This window comes from Achromobacter animicus (genome assembly GCF_902859585.1).
GTDB classification, from domain to species: Bacteria; Pseudomonadota; Gammaproteobacteria; order Burkholderiales; family Burkholderiaceae_B; genus Achromobacter; species Achromobacter animicus.
In genome coordinates, this window is sequence record NZ_CADIJM010000005.1 from 97,767 (window position 1) to 113,388 (window position 15,622).

The window sequence follows — 15,622 nt, forward strand, 5'->3', positions numbered from 1 at the left end:
ATCCTTCCTTCGCTTTCCTTGTTCCCTCATGAGCGCTATCCGCCCCGACCACCCCGACCTGCAGGACGCCATCGCGGATGCCATCAGCACGGCCACGCGCGGCGCCGGCCGGGTCAACATCCTGGTTGCCGGCAAGACGGGCGTGGGCAAGAGCACGCTGCTCAACGCGGTGTTCCGCGGCGATCTTGCCCGGACGGGCGCGGGCAAGCCCGTCACCCAGACCACGCAGGAATTCACCCGGCCGGGCCATCCGCTCACGATCATCGACACGCGCGGCCTGGAAGTCGGCGACTACGAGGGTTCGCGCGCGCAGCTTGCCGAGCTGATCCAGGAACGCTCGGCATCCGACGACCAGGACCGGCACCTGCACGTGGCGTGGCTGTGCATCCAGGACAGCAGCCACCGCGTCGAGGACGCGGAAATCGAGCTGTGCGACATGCTGGACAAGGCCGGCATCCCTGTCGTGGCCGTGCTGACCAAAGCGCGCAAGAACAGTCCGTTTGTCGACGAGGCGCGCAAGCTGTTGCCGCGCGCCCGGCAGGTCGTCGCCGTGCGCGCGCTGCCGGAATGGATCGACGAACTGGATGCCGAATTGCCGCCCATGGGGCTGGACCGCCTGATCGAGGTGACGGCCGAGCACGTGCCCGAGGCGCAGCAACGCGCTTACGCCAACGCGCTATCCACCCGCAACAAGAAGGCCCTGGAAGTAAAAAAAAAGCGGGCTGAGATCGAGGTGAACGTGGCCGCGGGCCTGGCCGCCTCGGCCGCCGCAGCACCCATTCCGTTCTCGGACGCCTTTGCGCTGGTGCCGATCCAGGTCGGCATGATCGCCAAGATCGGCATCACCTTCGGCATGGAACTGAACACCACCGCAATCACCACGCTGGTCACATCCACGCTGGGCGCGTCGGCCGCCACGCTCATCGGCCGCTCGGTGGTCTCGGGCATGCTGAAGTTCATCCCCGGCGCAGGCAGCGCCGTCGGCGGCACTATCGCGGCCACCACGGCAGGCGCCATCACCAAGCTGCTGGGCAATGCCTACATCGCGGTGCTGCACGACTTCTGCCTGAAGAACCCAGGCAAGGACATCGACGTCGCCATGATCGCGCAGGCATTGAAGCAACGCGTCAAATTCTGATCGCGGACCGATGCAATGAAATGCGTTTGTACGACACGATTCGATAGATTGGTCTTTTTCGTGACAGTAAGGTAAATATTGCCGGCTTCACGACGTAAATCCGTATAACCCCTAGTTCTTCAGGGCACATCCGCGCAGACGCGTTGCCCCAACGCGGCCGGAGCGCGAGCCCGCCGCATCCAATGATCCTCGCCAATTCCGACGTCATGTACCGCCACCTGGTGCAAGGCGTCGTCGACTACGCCATCTACATGCTCAACCCGGATGGCACCGTCGCCAACTGGAACGCCGGCGCGCAGCGCGCCAAGGGCTACACCGCCGCCGAAATCGTCGGCCGCCACTTTTCCTGCTTCTACACCGAGGAAGACCAGGCACGCGGCGTTCCGCAGCGCGGCCTGGCCACCGCGCGTGAAACCGGCAAGTTCGAAGCCGAAGGCTGGCGCGTGCGCAAGGACGGCACGCTGTTCTGGGCGCACGTCGTCATCGACGCCATCCACGACGACACGGGCGCGCTGATCGGCTTTGCCAAGGTCACGCGCGACAACACCGAACGCCGCGAACGCGAACAGCAGTTGTTGAAGGCCAAGCAATTGGTCGAGCACTACAACAGCGAGCTCACGTCCATGTCGACCTTTCTGCAGGCGGTGGTGTCGCACATTCCCTCCTGCGTGCTGGTGCTGGATGCCGTGTCGCGCAAGTTCCTGCTGGCGAACCGGCAGGCCGAAGAAACGTTTGGCGGCAAGCCGGGCGGCCTGCAGGGCCAGACCGCGCAAGAAGCCCTGCCTGAACTGGTGTGCGCGTTCTTCGACCGCCTGACCAACGACGCGCTGCGTTCGGACGGCGCCATGCGCGAAGAGGAAGAAGAACTGGCCACCGCGCGCGGCCCGCGCACGCTGAACACCAAGACGTTGGCATTTCACAGCAATGATCCGCGCTCGCGCTACGTGCTGCTGATCGCGGACGACGTCACCGACGAGAATGCCGCGCACGCGCAGGTGCGCTACATGGCGCACCACGACACGCTGACGGGCATGCCCAACCGCCGCCTGTTCCGCGACCGGCTGCTGAGCGCGCTGGGCGCAAGCCGTGAGCGTTCGACCGCGGTGCTGTGCCTGGATCTGGACAACTTCAAGAGCGTGAACGACACGCTGGGCCACCAATACGGCGACGAACTGCTGCGCCTCTTGGCCAAGCGCCTGCCCAAGCACCTGCGCGAACAGGACACGCTGGCGCGGCTGGGCGGCGACGAATTCGCCATCGTGCTGCCCAACATCGCCGAACAGGACGACGTGCGCAAGCTGGCCGAGCGCCTGATCGAGGCGGTGCGCCAGCCCTTCGAGATCGCCGGGCACACCGTGCCCGTCAGCGTGAGCATCGGCATCGCCATATCCGAATCACAGGCGTTGTCGGCCGACCACCTGCTGCGCTATGCGGACATGGCGCTTTACGAGGCCAAGCGCAACGGCCGCAACTGCCTGGCGTTCTTCGAGCCTGAAATGGAAGCCGCCGCGCTGCGGCGCCACGAAGTCGAGATGGATCTGCGCCAGGCGATCATCTCGCATCAGCTGCAGCTCTATTACCAGCCCATCATGGACGTGAGCCACGTGCGCATCGTGGGCCGCGAGGCGCTGATGCGCTGGCAGCATCCGAAAAAGGGTCTGATCCTGCCGCAGGACTTCATTCCTATCGCGGAAGAAACCGGCCTGATCCACGAACTGGGTGCCTTCACGCTGCACGAGGCCTGCGTCGAGGCCATGCGCTGGGACGACCACGAAACCGTGGCGGTCAACCTGTCGGCCAGCCAGTTCACCAACGGCGCGCTGGTGTCGCTGGTGGAGTCCGCGCTGACCAAGTCCGGGCTGCCCGCGCGCCGGCTGGAACTTGAGATCACCGAATCGGTGCTGCTCACCAATTCCTCCGGCAACCTGGCAACGCTGCACCGCTTGAAGGAATTGGGCGTCAAGGTGGCGCTGGACGACTTCGGAACGGGTTATTCGTCGCTGGGTTACCTGCGCACCTTCGAGTTCGACAAGATCAAGATCGACAAGTCGTTTACGCAGGACGTCGAATCCAGCCGCGAGGCGCTGGCCATCATCCGCGCCATCAACGGCATCGGCCGCAGTCTGGACATTCCGACGACGGCCGAGGGTGTGGAAACACCGGCGCAGCTGGAACGCCTGACGGCGGAGGGCTGCTCGCACTTCCAGGGCTATCTGCTGGGTCGACCCGTATCGCACGGCGACACCGCCGCCGATGGGGCGCCGGCGAGAAACGGACCCGGTGTGGCCCCCTGAAATAAGACGTCTGCGGCGCGCGCCGCGGACCTATACTTTGAAAACACCGGCCGCGATGCGACGCGCCATCGCGCTGGTGTGTTGCGCCTGGCGCGCCGGCTGTTCAAGCACGCAATGCCTTTGCAGGCATGCGCGGGGAGAGCCCCATGACACGCAAATACATCGATTGCCGTGAGTACCCGAGCGAGATGAACTGCTCGGTCGCCTTGTCCGCGGACTCGGACGAGGAGTTGCTGGAAGCCGCGGTGCAGCACGCCACCACGGTGCACAAGCACGCTGACTCGCCTGAACTGCGCTCGCAGCTCAAGTCCCTGTTCCACATCGGCACGCCGCCCGCCGAAGCGCCCCGCCGAGGCTGACGGCAACGCCTGCGGGCGCGCCGGGCCGGCAATTTCTGTCAGGCACGGCGCGCCCGCCTTCCTTGCCCGTATTGCGACGGCGTTACGCCGACCGCGCTACTCGTTCTGACCCGCCTCGGCCACCCAGCACAGCGTGTTGACCAGCGCCATCTGTTCCGGCGTCTGGCAGCGCACCGACAACAGGGCGGGGCTGGCGACCAGGATCGCCAGCGCCTTGGCCCGCGACACCGCCACGTTCAGGCGGTTCCTGCTGAACAGAAACTCCATGTCGCGCGGCATGGTCTCGCCGCTGGAGGTGGCCATGGAAATGATCACCACCTGCGCTTCCTGGCCCTGGAACTTGTCGACGGTGCCTACTCGCGCACCGTCGGGCAGCGCCTGCCGCAGCGTGTTGACCTGCACGTTGTAGGGCGCCACCACCAGGACGTCGTCCGGCGTCATCGGCACGGCGCGCCCGTGCTTGTCCAGATAGCGCTGCCGCATCAGGCTGGCGTACAGCGCGGCGACTTCGCGCGCTTCCTCGTCGCTGGACTGCGCGTTGCCCTCGTGCGCGACCGGCACGTACCGGATGCCGCTGGCGGCCAGCGCGTCCGCCGCGTCCGCGCCCAGCACCAGGCCCTGGCCCGCGGCCGATTCCGCGGCGCGCAGCCGGCCGTCGTAGATAGCGTCTGAAATGAAGCCGCAGATCGCCGGGTGCATGCGATAGGACGTGTCCAGGAAGATGCCCCGATCGGCCGCGATCGTGGCGTGGCCGTTCAAGAGGTATTCCAGCGTGGATTCGCCCGAGCGGCCAGGGTGCGTGCCCTTGGTCGGCTGGCCAAGCTGCATCTGGTCGCCCAGCAGCACGATGTTGCGCGCGCATTGGCCCAGCGCCACCAGATTCGCCAGGCTGACCTGCCCGGCCTCGTCCACAAACAGGTAATCGAACTGCTGCTGGAAGTCGGCCCGGCTGAACAGCCACGCCGTGCCCGCCACCAGTTGATGGCGCGCCAGGTCTATCTTGTCGTTGGCAAAGACGTCTTCGATGAAGTCGCCGTTGAAACAGGAGTCGTCGCCCTCCTTGCCCGACTTCTTGGCGCCGGTGAACGTCAGGCCCGCCTCGCGCGCCGCCTTCTCCAGGCCGGCCAGCAGGTTGTTGATGGCGTGATGGCTGTTGGACGTGACCGCGATGCGCTTGCCCTGGCGCAGCAGGTTCACCAGCACGCGCGAGCCGGTGTAGGTCTTGCCCGCGCCGGGTGGGCCTTGCAGGAAGAGGGTGGTCTGGTCCATGCGGCCGACGATGTCCACCACCTGATCCAGCAGCGTCGCGCCCGGGTCGGCCAGCGGGGTGCCGGGCGGTACGCCGTCAATGCGCGGCGGCTCGTGCTTGAGCAGCGCATCCACCGCGCGGAACGGCGTGCTGGCGCCATCGTCCGAGGCGAGCAGCGCGTCGCCGTAGCGGAACATGGCGTTGGCCAGTTCGTCGATGCTGACCGGCCTGCCCGGCCCGAGCGACAGGCGCTGCGGCGGCGTCGCCTTGCGCGACAGGGTGAAGGTGGCGACGCCGGCCGCAGGATCCACCGTCAGCCGGCTGATCGCCGGCCCGCCGCGCACGTCCGTACAGGCCGACCCGGTGCGCAGCTTGGTCTGCTGCGCGGGAAACCGGTAGGTGTAGCGCAGCGACTGCGCCACCGGTTCGGGCGCCACAGTGTCATCGCGCACCAGTCCGGCCAGGCATTCGTTGTCTTCCATCAGTTCGGCATCGGTCGCCTCCATGCGGGCGAACATGGCCCACCATTCCGGCTTCTGTTCGCGGCGATGAAAATCCAGCAACTGGTAGACCAGCGCGCGATAGCGGTCGCGCGCTGACCAGTCCAGCTCGTCGGCGGGCAGGGAGCCCAGCAGTGCGGCGCGGTACGGCTCCAGGCGCAGTTCGGCTGCGGTCTTTTCGCCGACCTGGAACCGGGCGGCATCGATCTGCTGCTGCGAGTCGCGGCGGTTCGCCCACGGCATGCCGTCAGGACGCAGCGCGCACAGCCATTCGCGCAGCTTGTACGTGGACAGCACGTCGTCGCGGTTGTAGTCGGCGATGTCCTGCAGCAATTGCGCCTCGCCGGTGCGCTTCCAGCGCTCGTAGTAGACGATGCTGGCGCCCGCGTTGGTCACGCCGCCCTCGCGCTGCGGCAGGTAGAAATGTTCGATGTTCTTGATGGAGTATCCCGGCTCGGACACGCGCACGCCTTCGCGCACGACCTGGTACAGGTCCACCAGCTTGTTCATGCGCAGCAGGTTGTCGACCTCCGCCTCGCGCGTGGCGTGCACGGACATCAGCTTCTTGATCGCCGTCGCCTCGTAGGGCGCGTAGTGATAGATGTGCGCATCGGGATGGCGGTGCAGCCGCGCCACGACGTAATCGATGAAGGCCTCGAAGGCCAGCTTCTCTTCGCCGCGGTTATGCGCCCAGAACGGCACGAAGCGCTCTTGGCCGTCGTCGATGACGTACAGTCCGAACAGGTACTCCAGCCCGCCTTCCTCCAGCGGATCGCCTTCCATGTCGAAGAACATGTCGCCCGCGTCCGGCTGCGGCATGCGTTCAAAGCCGCGCAGCGCGGTGTCGTCCGGGTCTTTGGCGATGCGGTCCCAATGGCGGCCGCCGTCGGTCCGGGCGCGCAGCTGCAGCGCCGCCTGCGATCGCAGCTTGGAGAGGATGGCGGGCTCCAGGCGCGCCACGGCCGCATCGGGCGCCAGCGTGCCCAGTTGTTCCAGCGTGCGGATGCCCTGCGCGTTCAGCTTGCGGATCTGCTGCCGCGTGATGTTGGCGACCAGCGACAGGTGATCGTCTTCCGCGCGGCGTGCCTTGCACAGCGGATCCCAGCGGCACTGGGCGCATTTCTCACAGGGGTCGGGATACGTGGACGCAGCGTCCCGCTGATCGACGTGCGCCTCGAAGCGGCGCATGACCTGGCGGAAGTAATGGGCATAGTCGGCCACGCGCAGGGACACCTCGCGGCCGCTGCCCAGCACCACGTGCATGTGCTGCGGCGCCGCGCCCTGTTCCAGGCCCAGCAGCCATGAATAGAACGAGAGCTGGATCGCGAACTTGGCGCGCGCCGACCGCGCCAGCTTGGTGTCGCTGGCCTCGTAGCTGTAATCGCCCAGGCGTGAAGGGCGTTCGGTCTTCAGCAGGAAATCGGCATGGCCGATGTATTGGCCATGCCGAAACGCCGCCTGGTAGATGACATCCGCGCCGTCGGCCATGGCCTCGCGCGTCCGGGCCAGGCGCGTGGTCAGCCCGTCGCCCGCATCGCTGACGTCGACGATGTGCCGGCCGCTTGCGCGCAGCCGTTCAAGATACGCGCGCTCGTGGTCCAGCCCCTTCTGCTGGATCAGTTCGAGCTGCTCGTCCTCTGACGCGGCCGGCAACGGCGATTCGAGGTTGAGCAGATCCAGCGTGGTGAGGTGCTCGCATTCCAGGAAACCGACCAGGTCGGAGGCGGAAAACAACAGGCGGTCGCCGGTTTTTTGCATGGTGCGTAAATAGGCCGGGCGCAATTTGCGAAGGCCAAGAATAGCAAAACAGGAATTTGGACATTATCCGGCCAATACCTGAGTAATCCCTTGAAATCCGTTCCGATTAATTCAACCCTCAATTGTCCGAATGCAGTTTCATAATCCAGGCTGTTTCAGTAAATGGAAGCGACATGCCTGGTTTGTTCGATACGTTTAACTGCAGCCTTGGCCGCGCCGCGGCCTATTCAAACGGCGGGCGGTTCGCATGAAACTTCGCTCCCTCGATATCCCTGATCCCCTGGTGGAAACGCTGCGCGCGGCGCGTCTGATCGTCGTCGTGACGGGATCGGGCCTGAACCCCGCCAGCCGCCTGCCACAAACCCGCGATGGCATGCGCGGACTGTGGGCGCGCTACGATGCCGCGGCCCTGGCGACCGATGCCGGCTACCGCAACGATCCGTCGCTGGTGTGGGCCTGGCACGAGGAACGGCGGCGCCGCGCGCTGCTGGCCACGCCCAACGCGGCGCACCGCGCCATTGCGGCGCTGGCCGGTCGCGTGCCGGGCACGTTCGTGGTGACGCAGAACGGCGACACGCTGCATGAGCAGGCGGGCAGCCCGCGCATCCTGCATCTGCAGGGCCGGTTCGACCAGCCGCGCTGCTCGGGCTGTGGCATGCCCCACACGCTGACCGCCCCGCCGGACAAGTCCGCGCGGCACGGCCCGTACCCCGCGCCGCCCGCCTGCCGTATCTGCGGCGAACTGGTGCGCCCGGGGCGGTTGTGGCACGGCGAGGCGCCCGCGCCCGCCGTCTGGCGCGTGGCCAAGGGGCTGGTGGCCAACGCCGATCTGATCTTGACAGCGGGCACGTCGTGCCAGACATCCGCGGCGGCCGAGCTCTGCTACGAGGCGGTCGGATGCGGCGCGCAGCTGGTGCAGATCAATCCCAATCCGACAACGCTGGATCGCGTGGCGACGCACAGCATCCGGGGCGCGGCAGAGAAAGTGCTGCCGCTGTTGCTGGCCCGCGCCTGGCCCGCCGATTGACGCCGCGGGCGGCGGACTAGAGGTAGCGGCGCGCCAGTTCGCGGGCCTCTTGAGCAAAGCGGTCGCGGATGTCTTCGGGTTCCAGCACCTCGATCGAGGACGCGTGCCCGTGCAGCAGTTGCCACAGCATGACGGACGGGCGCACGGTGGCTGTCAGCGTGAAGCCGCGCTCGTCCTCGTCGATCATCTGGTCCGCCGACAACCAGAATTCGCGCAGCGGATGACGCTGGCGCCGGCCATCGTCCAGCACCGGTTCGGCGGCGTGCAGACGGATGCGGGTTTCCTCGCCCGGATCGAAGTTCAGCGCTTCCTCGCGGCGCACGAAGTCCTGCAGGTCGAACGTGGGATCCATGTCCGCCGCCTCGTCCAGCAGCCGGACCTCGGACAACCTGTCCATCCGGAACAGGAAGCGCCTGCCCGGCTGGCGCGCCCCCCACGCCACCATGTACAGCACGCCCGCGCGGTCGACCATCGCCAGCGGCGTCATAACGTACAGGCGGTCGGCGGGCATCTTCTCGCCGAAGGGCGTGTTGCGGAACGACAGCTTGCGGTTGAAGTACAGCGCGCCGCTGACCTGGCGGTAGACCTCGGCAGACACCGTGGGCAACACGGTGGGATGGGTGCCGTCGATGCGCAGGATCTTGCGCGCCCAGTCATGTGCCGGCCCGATCCCGGGCTGTGAGCGGTGCGTTTCCAGGTAGCGCCACGCGCTGTCGAAGGTGGTTTCCAGATCGTCCAGCACGACGGCCGGCAGGTGGCGGTCGGCCACCTGCTTGAGCGCGCACATCGCCATTGCCATGTTCGCGTTCATGTTCTGGATATGGAAATCGGCGCGCTGGATGGTGCGATACCAGAGCTTGCCGCGCGTGGCGCCCACGCTGCCGACGCTGTCCAGCTTGAGCAGCGTGCGGCGGATCTGCTTGTCGACGGGCACCGGATTCTGCAGCACGGCCAGCCGGTCCCGGATTTCCGCCATGCCCATGCCCATCGTCATCGCATCGGTTTCTTCGTTCTGGACATACGGCAGGATGCGCAGCAGATTGTCGACGAGCGTCTGGTTGTGTCCCATGGCAGATACAGCAAATTAACCCGTTAAATATCGCAGGCATTCTATCTGCAAACCACGGCGAATATTGATTTGCCGCATTCCAGATAATGCGGCCGGCGCAATCTCGTGGACGCTTGGCATTATGTCGGTTGTGCCCAAAATAAAATGGACATACGACAACCTGCCCGCCGCAGGTCAATCGGCGACGATGTCCGCAAGCGGAACCGGACGGCCGAACAGCCAGCCCTGGCCCACTGCGGCCGGTTGGCGGGCGAGCAGATAGCTGGCCTGCGCCTCGGTTTCAATGCCCTCGATGATGAGGCTGATGCCCAGTTCCCGCGATATCGCGATGACATGGTCGACGATCAGGGTGCCCGCGTCCTCGGCGCCGATGGCGCTGGTAAAGCTGCGGTCCAGCTTGATGGCGTCGGCCTGCATTTCAGCCAGATAGTTCAGGTTGGAATGCCCCGTGCCGAAATCGTCGATGAACACCTTGAAGCCCTTGCCGCGCAAGGTCTTGACCATTGCCAGCACATGGCCATCAGACAGCGGCGTGCCTTCGGTGATTTCCAGCGCCACGTTGCCGGGCTTCAGCCCGCGCTCGCTGACGGCGTCCAACAGGAAGTTCCGATAACCCGCGTCTTTCAAATCGGCCGCCGACACGTTGATGCTGACGTAGAGCGCGGGATTGCCGCGCAGGCGCTCGTGCAGGTCGCGCAGCGCCTGCGAGGTCACCAGCCGGGACAGCGCGCGGCCCAGCCCCATGGCTTCGGCCAGCGGCACGAACAGCAGGGGCGACACATCACGGCCACGGGCGCGCCACCGTGCCAGCGCCTCGAAACCCGCCAGTTGCCGGGACGCAAGCTGGCGCAGCGGCTGGTAGTGGACCTGGATGTCGCCGCCCAGGATGGCCTTGCGCAGCTCGCTCTTGGCGCTGCCCGCGTGCATGCGCCACATGACGCAAAGACCCGCCAGGAAGGCAAGGGCCAGGGCGCCGACCACGGACAGCACCATCGCCGGAAGCTGGAACCAGGCGTCGGACCGCAACCGCGACACGACGCAGATGTCGGGACCGCCGTCCGGCGCGCACAGCGAGGCGCGCCGTTCAGGCGCGAAACCCTGGTCGTCCACGTTCTCGCGCGGCATGTCCAGGTCGTGCGCGCGGCCAAAGCGCCGGTACACATGGTCGCCGTCACGCGTCACGATCTTGGCGTCGATGCCGGAACCCGGTTCCGGAAAGCCGTCGAACGCGCCCGGCGCGGTGAACACGATGATGTCGCGCATTGCCGCCATGTCGCCGATGATGCGGCGGTCGACGATATTGGCGGCGCCCACCCAGAGCTGCAGCCCGCTGGCCAACGTGAAGGCCGGCGGCGGCAGGGTCAGCGGATCGGGCAGCTTGCCCCACGCCGCGGAACAGCGCAGCATGCCGCCCAGCGTGCGGCCGATGTCGCGGATATAGGTGGAATTGAAGAGCAGCACGCGCAGGGTCGCCACATCGGCTTCGGAACACAGCGGGCCGCCCTGCGTGGCCGCAGCCATCAGGCGATGGCTTTCCTGCGCCACCCGCAGCGCGTGCGCAAGCAGCCGGGCGTTATGCCCGGCTAGTTTGTCGTCGGCCTGGTTCAGTTCGATCTGGCGTCCAGCCAGCACCCCCGCGAGGAATCCAAGCGCCGACAACAACAACACGAAAGCCGCAATTCTGGAACGTGACATGGGGGACCGGTGCACATGGGCGGCGCGTGGCATGCAATTCTGCGCGTAAGGCAATGTAACCGAACTTTTAGCAGCCTAAACGGCAAATTCGACCCTCCTGACCTGCTAATTGTGGCTTTCGGAAATAGACGCGTTGCCAGGAAAGCCGATGGGCGATCCGTGCCAAAGCGCCTCTGAATCACCGGATCTACGGGGAAACCCGATATAAAACTTTGCGCGACTCCCATGATCCCGCGTTATGCACAGGGCCGAATTCGATGGCGCGCTTTCTCGGGTTTTTCCATTCAGATCAGTGGGTTGCATGCCGGGACGGGGCCAATGCAACGCGGCGCCAGGCGGCCAGACCGCAGTTTCCGATCCGCCCGAGCGCGGGCATGCTTGCGCCTTCGGCCTTGAACGCGCCCTCGCGTGGCGGCCCCTTCGCAAGATTCTGGAGATCTCCGTGACCCCCTCTTCCCCGTCCCGCAAAATGGGCCTGGCCGTCGCCCAGATGGGCGCCGTCAATCTGGCCGACACCCGCGCGGTGGTCGTGCGCCGCCTTGTCGAGATGATGCGCGAAGCCGCCGCCCGCCAGGCCGAGTTCGTCGTGTTTCCCGAACTGGCGCTGACGACGTTCTTCCCGCGCTACTGGATGGACGACGCCGAAGCGGTGGAGCGCTATTTCGAAAAGACCATGCCGAACGCCGACGTGCAGCCGCTGTTCGACACGGCGCGCGAGCTGGGCATCGGCTTTTACCTGGGCTATGCCGAACTGACGCCGGAAGGCCGCCAGTTCAACACGGCCATCCTGGTGGACCGCAGCGCCAAGATCATCGGCAAGTACCGCAAGATCCACCTGCCGGGCCACTCGGACCACAAGGTCGACGCCCCCTTCCAGCATCTGGAAAAGAAGTTCTTCGAAGTCGGCGACCTGGGCTTTGGCGTGTGGGAGACCAACGACGTCAAGATCGGCATGTGCCTGTGCAATGACCGCCGCTGGCCCGAGACCTACCGCGTCATGTCGCTGCAAAGCGCTGAGCTGATCGTGCTGGGCTACAACACGCCGTCGCTGAACATCCATTGGAACGAGCCCGCGCACCTGCGCACCACCACGCACGAGATCGTGCTGCAGGCCAGCGCTTACCAGAACGCGGTGTGGATCGGCGCGGCCGCCAAGTGCGGGCACGAGGACGGCCATCACATGATCGGCAGCTCGATGATCGTCGCGCCGTCCGGCGAGATCGTGGCCCGCGCCAGCGGCGAGGAAGACGAAGTCATCACCGCGCGCATCGATCTGGGGATGGGCCAGACCTTCCGCGACCACGTGTTCAACTTCGCCAAGCATCGCAGCCCGCATCACTACAAGCTCATCGTCGAGCGCACCGGCGCGGGCGATCCGCTGCCCCGGCCCGACGTGGATTGACGCCGTTCGCCTGCGGTAAGCGACCCATTGCCCGCGTCATCGCGGGCAATTTTCTTTTGGCGGCCGCGCCCTGCACGCTGCTAGACTGCCCGAGGCCCCTTGATTGACCGACCACGCAGGCAACGATCCGATGCGCTTAATCGACACCGAACAGACCCGCAACGCCCTGTCCTTCGACACCGTCATTCCCGCCCTGCGGGACGCCTTCCGCGAAGACGCCACGGTGCCCGCCCGCCACGTGCACGCCATCCAGTCCGGCAACGCGCACGGCACGTCGCTGATCATGCCGGCGTGGAGCGACCGCGGGTATTTTGGCGTGAAGATCATCAACATCTTTCCCGAGAACACGCATCAGGGCCTGCCGGGCCTGCACGCCACGTACAACCTGTACAGCGCCACCACGGGCGTGCCGGTTGCGCAGGTCGACGGCGATATCGTCACCGTATACCGTACCGCGGGCGCGGCGGCGCTGGGCGCGGACTACCTGGCGCGCGCCGATGCCCGCACGCTGCTGATCGTGGGATCCGGCCGCATCGCCGGGCTGGTGGCGCAGGCCATGCGCACGGTGCGCCCGATCCAGCGCGTGCTGGTATGGAACGTTCGGCCAGCCGGCGCCGAGACGCTGGCGGCCGGCCTGCGCGAGCAAGGCTTCGATGCGCAGGCGGTCACTGACCTGCAGGCAGCCGCCGGGCAGGCCGACATCGTCAGCTGCGCCACGCTGTCCACCGAACCGCTTATCCACGGCGCGTGGCTGCGCCCCGGCACGCATTTGGATCTGATCGGCAGCTTTAAGCCGGAAATGCGCGAGACGGACCCCGCGTGCTTTGACGGCACCACCGTCTATGTCGATACCGACGAGGCGCCGACCAAGTCCGGCGACCTGCTCTCGGCATTCGACGCCGGCGTGCTGACGCGCGAAGGCATCAAAGGCAACCTGCACCAGCTCGCCAAAGGCGAGGCCCCCGGACGGCGCAACGATCAGGAGATCACGGTGTTCAAGGCGGTGGGCAGCGCGCTGGAAGACCTGACGCTGGCGACGCTGGTGTATGAATCCGTGAAGGAATGAGGGCAGATGGTGCTTTACCCATAACGCAAAGGAGACAACGCATGACGCAGTCACGTTCCATCCAATTGACCGAGTTCGGCGGCCCGGAAGTCATGCGGCTTGTCGACGCCGACCTGCCGCCCCCGGGGCCGGACGAAGCGCAGCTGCGCCAGACGGCCATCGGGTTCAACTACATCGACATCTATCAGCGCGCGGGCAAGTATCCGCTGCCCACGCCGACAGGCCTGGGGCATGAAGCAGCCGGCGTGATCGAGGCGGTGGGCGCAGGCGTGACGGACCTGCGCGTGGGCGACCATGTCGTCTACATGAACGCCGGCGTGGGCGCCTACGCCGACCGGCGCAACGTGCCGGCCGCCAAACTGGTGAAGATCCCGGCGGCTATCTCCGACGAAGTCGCCGCCGCCGTGTTCTTCAAGGCCATGACGGCGCAATACCTGGTCAAGAAAACCTATGCGGTCCAACCCGGCGACATTGTGCTGGTGCACGCGGCCGCGGGCGGGGTCGGACAGATTCTGAGCGGATGGGCGCATGCGCTGGGCGCCAGGGTCATCGGCACGGCGGGCTCGCCCGCGAAGTGCGAGGCCGCGCGGGCGGCCGGTTGCGATGTGGCCATCGACTACACGCAGGAAGACTGGGTCCAGCAGGTGATCGCGGCCACGGGCGGAAAAAAGGCGCGCGTCGTCTACGACTCCGTGGCCCGGCACACGTTCATGGGATCGCTGGACTGCGCCGCGCCATTCGGCATGGTGGTGCTGTTCGGCGCGGCGTCCGGCCCTGCCCCGGCCATCGATCCGGAACTGCTGAACAAGAAGGGGTGCCTGTTCCTGACGCGTCCGTCCGTGTTTCCGCACAACGCGGACACGCAGACGTTCCGCGCCAATGCGGCGGACGTCTTCGACGCCATGCAAAGTGGCGCGGTCCGCGCGGCCATCGGGGCGCGCTATCCCCTGGCGCAGATCCAGGACGCGCATCGCGCCGCTGAAAGCCGCACGGTCACTGGCGCCATCGTCATCACGCCCTGATCGACGACGCGGGGGCCGGCACCACGCAAAGTCAGGCCCCCGCCAGCTCCATCGGCAGATGCTCGCGCATGATCTCGATGAAGCGCCGCAGGCGCGCCGGCTGAAAGCGCGACGGCGCATAGACGAGGAAGACGGGCAGGGCGTCCGCACGCCACTGCGGCGCCAGGTGCACCAGGCGGCCGGCGGCCAGATCGGGTTGCATGGCCCACGCCGATCCCAGCGCCACGCCCAGCCCCTGGATGGCCGCGTTGCGCAGCGCGTGCAGGCCGTCGGTGGACAGGCGCGGCTGAATGTCGAAAGACTGTCTGTCGCCGCTGCCGCAGTGCGTGAGGGTCACCTCGGTGCGATAGAAGGTGCGCAGCGCCAGCCACGGCAGGCGCGCCAGATCCGACGGATCCTGCGGAACCGGCCCGCCCGCAAGCAGGTCCGGTGACGCCACGACGATGCGCGGCACCTCGCCCAGCTTCACCGCAATCACTGACGGATCGGTCACCGCCCCGACGCGGATCGCACAATCCACGTTCTCGGCGATCAGGTCCGGCATGCGGTCATGCAGCAGCCACTCCACCCGCATGTTCGGATAACGCTTCAGGTATTTGGCCAGCGGCTCGATGAACTGATCCTGGCCGAACACGTGCGGCGCCACCACACGCAGCATTCCCGCCGGGTCATCGTCCGCGCCGCGCACCTCGCTCTCGAAGGACTGCCAGCTGGCCAGCAGCTCCTTGCCGCGCTCGTAGCAGCGCTGGCCGTCTTCGGTCAGGCGGATGGCGTGGGTGGAGCGCTTCAAAAGGCGTACGCCCATGGTGCGTTCCAGCAGTTGCAGGCGGCGGCTGACGGTAGGCTGAGTGCCGCCCATCTGGGCGGCGGCGGCGGACAGGCTGCCGGCCTCGACGATGCGCACGAAGGTTTCGATCAGCAGCATGCGGTCGGTGCCGGCTGCGGCGGGGAGGGCGGAGGCGGTCATACGCCTATCGTATAACGCCTGTACCCGAAGGTCGGCTACCAAAACCCCGGCGGCACGCCCAGAATCTGCCCCGTAC

Annotated in this window: 11 protein-coding genes; 7 read left to right on the forward strand and 4 right to left on the reverse strand. The window is 66.5% G+C overall.

From position 1 onward, the window contains the following. The first annotated feature begins 28 nt into the window (after nucleotides 1-28). The 3 genes from HV681_RS14740 to HV681_RS14750 all read left to right on the forward strand — a co-directional run bounded on the left by HV681_RS14740 (nucleotide 29) and on the right by HV681_RS14750 (nucleotide 3,791). Nucleotides 29-1,138: a YcjF family protein gene (locus HV681_RS14740; RefSeq protein WP_175123777.1), complete on the forward strand. Its 1,110-nt coding sequence runs from the start codon at nucleotides 29-31 to the stop codon at nucleotides 1,136-1,138. A 182-nt stretch (nucleotides 1,139-1,320) separates the two neighbouring features. Further along, nucleotides 1,321-3,432, forward strand: coding sequence for a putative bifunctional diguanylate cyclase/phosphodiesterase (locus HV681_RS14745; RefSeq protein WP_175123778.1), 2,112 nt, complete (start codon nucleotides 1,321-1,323; stop codon nucleotides 3,430-3,432). A 146-nt stretch (nucleotides 3,433-3,578) separates the two neighbouring features. Beyond that, nucleotides 3,579-3,791 (forward strand): DUF1059 domain-containing protein, encoded by a 213-nt coding sequence (locus HV681_RS14750; protein WP_175123779.1) that lies wholly within the window; start codon nucleotides 3,579-3,581, stop codon nucleotides 3,789-3,791. A 96-nt stretch (nucleotides 3,792-3,887) separates the two neighbouring features. On the opposite strand, the gene HV681_RS14755 is transcribed toward HV681_RS14750, so the two are convergent. Next, a complete protein-coding gene (locus HV681_RS14755; protein WP_175123780.1) occupies nucleotides 3,888-7,298 on the reverse strand; it encodes a TM0106 family RecB-like putative nuclease in 3,411 nt (1,136 codons plus the stop codon). Nucleotides 7,299-7,545: 247 nt separating this feature from the next. Here HV681_RS14755 and HV681_RS14760 point away from each other — a divergent pair, with 247 nt between their 5' ends. Further along, entirely contained in the window at nucleotides 7,546-8,325 is a 780-nt protein-coding gene (locus HV681_RS14760) for a Sir2 family NAD-dependent protein deacetylase (RefSeq protein WP_175123781.1), read from the forward strand. 16 nt (nucleotides 8,326-8,341) lie between these two features. Here the strand turns inward: HV681_RS14760 and HV681_RS14765 are convergent, their stop codons facing one another. Both HV681_RS14765 and HV681_RS14770 read right to left on the reverse strand, forming a co-directional pair. Further along, nucleotides 8,342-9,394, reverse strand: a complete 1,053-nt coding sequence (locus HV681_RS14765; RefSeq protein WP_175123782.1) for a helix-turn-helix transcriptional regulator — start codon at nucleotides 9,392-9,394, stop codon at nucleotides 8,342-8,344. 174 nt (nucleotides 9,395-9,568) lie between these two features. Then, nucleotides 9,569-11,089, reverse strand: coding sequence for an EAL domain-containing protein (locus HV681_RS14770; protein ID WP_254594975.1), 1,521 nt, complete (start codon nucleotides 11,087-11,089; stop codon nucleotides 9,569-9,571). Nucleotides 11,090-11,558: 469 nt separating this feature from the next. On the opposite strand from HV681_RS14770, the gene HV681_RS14775 reads away from it, so the two are divergent. From HV681_RS14775 to HV681_RS14785, 3 genes are all read left to right on the forward strand, one after another. Continuing rightward, nucleotides 11,559-12,491: an N-carbamoyl-D-amino-acid hydrolase gene (locus HV681_RS14775; RefSeq protein ID WP_175123973.1), complete on the forward strand. Its 933-nt coding sequence runs from the start codon at nucleotides 11,559-11,561 to the stop codon at nucleotides 12,489-12,491. 130 nt (nucleotides 12,492-12,621) lie between these two features. Then, entirely contained in the window at nucleotides 12,622-13,557 is a 936-nt protein-coding gene (gene lhpI, locus HV681_RS14780) for a bifunctional Delta(1)-pyrroline-2-carboxylate/Delta(1)-piperideine-2-carboxylate reductase (RefSeq protein ID WP_175123974.1), read from the forward strand. Between the two features lie 41 nt (nucleotides 13,558-13,598). After that, nucleotides 13,599-14,579 (forward strand): quinone oxidoreductase family protein, encoded by a 981-nt coding sequence (locus HV681_RS14785; protein ID WP_175123783.1) that lies wholly within the window; start codon nucleotides 13,599-13,601, stop codon nucleotides 14,577-14,579. Nucleotides 14,580-14,610: 31 nt separating this feature from the next. On the opposite strand, the gene HV681_RS14790 is transcribed toward HV681_RS14785, so the two are convergent. Then, nucleotides 14,611-15,546, reverse strand: a complete 936-nt coding sequence (locus tag HV681_RS14790; RefSeq protein WP_175123784.1) for a LysR family transcriptional regulator — start codon at nucleotides 15,544-15,546, stop codon at nucleotides 14,611-14,613. Nucleotides 15,547-15,622: the final 76 nt, after the last annotated feature.

Bases quoted from the DNA above. Each gene is read 5' to 3' on its own strand.
- HV681_RS14740 (WP_175123777.1), top strand. From the start codon at position 29: ATGAGCGCTATCCGCCCCGACCACCCCGACCTGCAGGACGCCATCGCG.
- HV681_RS14745 (WP_175123778.1), top strand. From the start codon at position 1,321: ATGATCCTCGCCAATTCCGACGTCATGTACCGCCACCTGGTGCAAGGC.
- HV681_RS14750 (WP_175123779.1), top strand. From the start codon at position 3,579: ATGACACGCAAATACATCGATTGCCGTGAGTACCCGAGCGAGATGAAC.
- HV681_RS14755 (WP_175123780.1), bottom strand. From the start codon at position 7,298: ATGCAAAAAACCGGCGACCGCCTGTTGTTTTCCGCCTCCGACCTGGTC.
- HV681_RS14760 (WP_175123781.1), top strand. From the start codon at position 7,546: ATGAAACTTCGCTCCCTCGATATCCCTGATCCCCTGGTGGAAACGCTG.
- HV681_RS14765 (WP_175123782.1), bottom strand. From the start codon at position 9,394: ATGGGACACAACCAGACGCTCGTCGACAATCTGCTGCGCATCCTGCCG.
- HV681_RS14770 (WP_254594975.1), bottom strand. From the start codon at position 11,089: ATGTCACGTTCCAGAATTGCGGCTTTCGTGTTGTTGTTGTCGGCGCTT.
- HV681_RS14775 (WP_175123973.1), top strand. From the start codon at position 11,559: ATGGGCCTGGCCGTCGCCCAGATGGGCGCCGTCAATCTGGCCGACACC.
- lhpI (WP_175123974.1), top strand. From the start codon at position 12,622: ATGCGCTTAATCGACACCGAACAGACCCGCAACGCCCTGTCCTTCGAC.
- HV681_RS14785 (WP_175123783.1), top strand. From the start codon at position 13,599: ATGACGCAGTCACGTTCCATCCAATTGACCGAGTTCGGCGGCCCGGAA.
- HV681_RS14790 (WP_175123784.1), bottom strand. From the start codon at position 15,546: ATGACCGCCTCCGCCCTCCCCGCCGCAGCCGGCACCGACCGCATGCTG.